Source organism: uncultured Caballeronia sp. (assembly GCF_964243625.1).
GTDB lineage: Bacteria > Pseudomonadota > Gammaproteobacteria > Burkholderiales > Burkholderiaceae > Caballeronia.
This window is the reverse complement of record NZ_CAXTGZ010000474.1, coordinates 1-4738: the sequence shown is the minus strand read 5'-3', so window position 1 is coordinate 4738 and position 4738 is coordinate 1. Positions and strand designations below refer to the sequence as shown.

The window sequence follows — 4738 nt, the reverse complement described above, 5'->3', positions numbered from 1 at the left end:
GAATCACGCGGTCGCCCATGACATGACCGTGTGCGTCGTTCACCTTCTTGAAGTTGTCGAGGTCTAGAAACAGGATGCCGAGATGCTCTTCACCAATGCTGTCACCCGCCTCTCTCTCGGCCGCGATCGCGTTCTCGATTTCTTCCTGAATGGCCTTGCGGTTCAGCAGTCCCGTCAGCTCGTCGGTCGTCGCCTGCTTGACGAGCAGCTTCTGGGCCTTGCGCTCTTCGGTAATGTCGGTGCCCGAGCAGATCAGGAAGCGCTCGTCCACGCCGCTGCCGCTCTGCACGAACTTGTTGCGAAACAGAAAGAGCCGCGGTCCCGTGACCGTATTGATGTAACGCTCGACCTGGTACGGCTGGCCGCTCGCAAAGAAGCCGTTGATGTTGGTCCGGGACGCCGCACCTTCGTCATCCGACATGAAAAGCACATAGGCGCTTTTGCCAATGACGTCTTCCTCACGCATGCCGGTCACTTCTTCGCACATGCGGTTAAAGCGCTGAATAAGGCCACGTCCGTCGAGAATGACGACGAGCGAATTAACTTCTGAAACAACCTGCTCGGCGAATGCGAGACCATGCACGAGATCACGGGCGACCGACGAGGTGTCCGTGTAATCCGATGCCGTACCGGCCCATTCGCGAATGTTGATCTTTTTACCAACAAGGTGGAGCCGGTAGGGATAACCGAAAATTTTCAGGTCGAGCGCCAGATGCGACGTTACGCCCGTCAGTGCCCGGATCTGCCCGGCCTGAGACGCGTCGAGCGGAATGCTGACGTTCGCGGGACCCCGCACGGTCGCAAGCTCGAGCGCATTACTGTCGCTCGACAGCCGCCAGCACGGGCTGGTCGTGCCAAACCACGTAAACAGGTCTAGGCCGTCTTCTTCACCCATCATCAGCAACTCCAGAAAAAATTCTCTGACTGCCGCCCCGTCAGCGCGTCTCGTCAGATCTACCCAGTGCCGGCGTCATGCGCCCTGCTGGAGATAATCTCAAACCTGCGAGTCCGCTTCACGGCACCACGAAGCTCCAGGCTTTCGTGTGCCGGCCCAAACAGTAAGTCGCTTAAAATTTAATTATTTGATCATATCTTACGCGGACTGCAGAATCAGCGCCCGACTTCGAAACAAATAACGATGCAATGCTGCAAAACCCCAACATGGTAATTCGAATGGCATTACACCAAAATAGACTATCTTTTGTCTAACCAATACAAAAGCACCATCGTTTCATTATCCAGCCTTCATCACTGAAAAGCCGGACAGAGCGTGACGACGCCCGACGCTCCCTGTTTCGTCGAAAGATGTAAACGGCATAACGGCTTTCCAGCCAAAAACCTTAATGAGGCCGCACGCCGCTGTCTGAACGTACATGCCTTTTGGGTCAGAACACCGTGTCGGCGTCATCCCGCGCGGCGGCAAGGTCATCGGCCTGCGCCTGCGGTACCACGCCCTTGGCGGTGCGGTTGCGCTGGGAGTCTGGCAAATCCTGGTATCGCTGATAAGAGCAGTTTCCGTCGGACTTCGCGGCGTACATGGCGGCGTCGGCATTGAGCAATAGCGCGCCGGCGGAATCGCCGTCCACCGGATACTGGCTGATCCCGATACTCGCGCCCACCGTCATGCGCCGTTCGTTGACGAGCAGCACCTCATCCAGCGTCTGCTTGATACGCGAGGCAATTCCCGGCGCCGGGCCGGCCGAGCGCGGGCCGTTGATCAACACCACGAACTCGTCGCCGCCGAGCCGCGCGACCATGTCGGCGCCGGTCAACAATTCCTGCAGGCGGCGCGCGATCTCGACGAGTACATCGTCGCCGGCCGAGTGCCCGAACTGATCGTTGATCTGCTTGAAGCGATCGAGATCGACGAACAATACCGCAAGCGGTTCGCCGCTCGATGCAGCGTCGCGGATCGCTTCCTCCAGCCGTTCCATGAAGAGCATCCGGTTCGGGAGACCCGTCAGCGCATCGTGGCGCGCAAGATGCACCAACTCGTGTTGCCTGCTGTGCAGCCCGTCGATCTGCGAGCGGATCTCGCGGCGCATGCGGTCGAAGCAGCGCGCCAGCACGCCGATTTCATCGGTGCGTCGGACGGGCAGCGCTTCCATGGTGTGATCGGCGAAGAAATGCGTCGCCGCATGCGCGAGCGTTTGCAGCGGCTGGACCAGCGCGCGGGCGAACATGGCCGCCAGGATGATCGCAAGCAGGCTCGAAATCAGCACGATTCGCACGATACTGCCGCCCAGCATGCTCGCGCCGTTAAGGGCATCGGAAAGTGGGCGGGACAAGCCCAGCACCACAAAACGGTTGCCTTCGGACGAGCCAAACGGACGGCGTATGAAGGCGAGAATCCGCGACGACGCCTCGTCGGGCTGTGTCAGACCGTTAAGCATCACGGCGGATCTTCCGTCTTCGAACAGCGGCCGCGTCGTGGGAAAGTTTTCCTGCATGAATATCCGCCGGCCTTTATCGAAACCGAACGTCTGCGATACATCCGGATGCACGAGGAAATCGCCCCATTCGTTGGCAAGGAACACCTCGTAATTGCCCGGCAGATCGACCTGCAAACGTTCCAGCAGCCGCGCAAGATCGACATCGATTACAACCACGCCGACCACCGTGCCGCGGTCGTTCGCGACCGGCGTTGCCAGGCGCAGGGTCGGGCGCCCTTGCGCCGAATGCGCGCCTTGCTCGTGATTGATCGTGATCGGCGATACATAGATGTGACCGCGCGCAAGCGCCAGCGTATCAAACACGTAGGTTAACTGGCCCTTCTCCTGCAGTCCGCTTTGCTCCACTCGCACCGCGCGGCTCGCGTCACGATCAAAACGGATCAGCTCGAGGCCGTGATGCTCGCGCGCGATCAGCCGGATCTGCAGATATTCCCGGTGATGCGTCATGAAACTGAAGAAGACCTGGGCGAGCCGCTCGCGGGCAGCGTTCTTGCCGGAGCCGTCGTCGGCCTGGGCGACCGTCGCCGATGACGGCAGCGAAGCGAGCACCTGCGCGTCGGCGGCGATATCGTCGATGGCAACCGATGAGCGCTGCGCAAGCAGTTCCGTCGATGTCATCAGGCTGCGCCCGGCTTCCCTCACGAGCAACGTGCGGTTCGCGCGATACGCGTAGTAACCCGTCGCGCCCGACGTAAGCACGCCGATGCACGCCAGCAGGACTGACAGCTTGAACGTCAGCCCGGGGCGCCACATCAAAATCGCTCCGGCCGGTCGCCCGAGACAATCCGGCTCCACAGCGCTTCGCGCCGCCGGCCGTCCTCGGCCGGTTCGATCCACACAATATGCGCGTGTTCGCTGCTTTCCGGGTCCGCGTTCAAGGTGTTGGCGAGCCCCTGGCGCTGCGTGAGCTGTTCGCTCACGTGCGGCTCGAGCATGTAGTTGATCCATGCGAGCGCGAGCGGCTGATTGGCCGCCGACTTCGTCATCGCCCAGCAATCCAGCCAGGCGAGCGCGCCCTCGTCGGGAATGACGTAACCCACATCCGCGCCCGCGCGACGCAGCATCGCGACCTGCTGCGTCCCGTAGTTGCCGAACATCAACGCCGCCTTGTGTTCGATAAAAACCGCAGCCGCCTCTTCCGGCAGCGTGTAATAAGCGAGCAGATTGCGGCGCAGATCGATCAGCTTGCGAGTAATGGTCCGCATTTGCGATGCATTGAGCTGGAAGGGATCGGCATACCCCAGCGCCAGTGCCGCGAAAGAATAGTTATGCTGGCCGCTGTTGAAATCGAGCACCTTGCCGCGATAACGGGGGTTCCACAACTCGTTCATGGAGCGCGGCGCGACGGGAATCTGCTTGCGATCGTAGATGAGTCCCATCGACGAATAGGTGAACGGGATCGCGTACACGTTGCCATCGCGGATCAAACCGCCAATGGATGCCAAATCGCGAAAGCGCGGTAATTGCCGCTTCGTGTTGGGAATATTTGCGAGATCGAGCGGCGCCAGCAGGTTTTCGCGCGAGTATCGTTCGATCTCCGCGGTGTTGGCGGCGAAGACATCGAATTGGGGCGCAGCGCCCGCTTGCATTCTGTCGTGCAGCGACTCGTCCGAATCGATCAGCGTGACTTCCACTTTGGCGTGATAACGCGACTCGAAATCCTTGACGATGTCGCTGTCCGCGTAACCTGGCCACGCCAGCACCCGGAGGACATTTCCGGCAGCCAGCGCCGGTTGCGTCAATACTGAACAGACGCCCAACATCAACGCGCACGCCGAGCGCCTGAGCATCGCGAAGGTCCCGACAGCCGTGCTTACGCGCGAGAGCGGCAATTGCCGGACGGATCCCTGGGCCCCACGCATTGAACTGTCCTTTTTTTTATTTGACCCGGCGCAAACCTCAAGGCTGCTCGCCATATCGAGGCTCGGCCCATGCCGTGTTTACGGCACCGAGCTTCGAAGCTTTAAGCCCCGAGCCTCTCTACCCTCGGGGCCGCTGAAAAAGCGACGCGCAACATATACGCTCCGGATACTAAATTTGGAAGCGGTCATTAAGCTAGTCTGAAATTCTTACCCGGAATTTCAGCAGTGTTGAGGCGCCACGCAACACAACGATGAAGACTGAATCGAATCGAAAACAAAGCACCGATCAGGCGGAGCGCGATCGGCCCTCGCCTATAATGCCGGCTCTGATCAGAATCTATGGTGGAGAGCCTTACCTCATGAGTCAAGCGCATGGCCGAAACTCGGGATCTCGAGAGAACGGTCCACGTCAACCGCGCCGCC

General features: G+C 60.1%; 3 protein-coding genes. All 3 read right to left on the bottom strand.

Annotation, left to right across the window (positions count from 1 at the left end; all coding sequences use genetic code 11):
- The coding region (locus tag ACFFAR_RS25040; protein WP_375508646.1) for a diguanylate cyclase at window positions 1–898 on the bottom strand (898 nt) is incomplete at its 3' end.
- Window positions 899–1385: 487 nt separating this feature from the next.
- A complete protein-coding gene (locus ACFFAR_RS25035; protein ID WP_375508645.1) occupies window positions 1386–3206 on the bottom strand; it encodes a diguanylate cyclase domain-containing protein in 1821 nt (606 codons plus the stop codon).
- Window positions 3206–4243 (bottom strand): PotD/PotF family extracellular solute-binding protein, encoded by a 1038-nt coding sequence (locus ACFFAR_RS25030; protein ID WP_375508647.1) that lies wholly within the window; start codon window positions 4241–4243, stop codon window positions 3206–3208. The genes ACFFAR_RS25035 and ACFFAR_RS25030 overlap by 1 nt, the downstream gene beginning before the upstream one ends.
- Between the last annotated feature and the right edge of the window lie 495 nt (window positions 4244–4738).

Bases quoted from the DNA above. Each gene is read 5' to 3' on its own strand.
- ACFFAR_RS25035 (WP_375508645.1), bottom strand. From the start codon at position 3,206: ATGTGGCGCCCCGGGCTGACGTTCAAGCTGTCAGTCCTGCTGGCGTGC.
- ACFFAR_RS25030 (WP_375508647.1), bottom strand. From the start codon at position 4,243: ATGCTCAGGCGCTCGGCGTGCGCGTTGATGTTGGGCGTCTGTTCAGTA.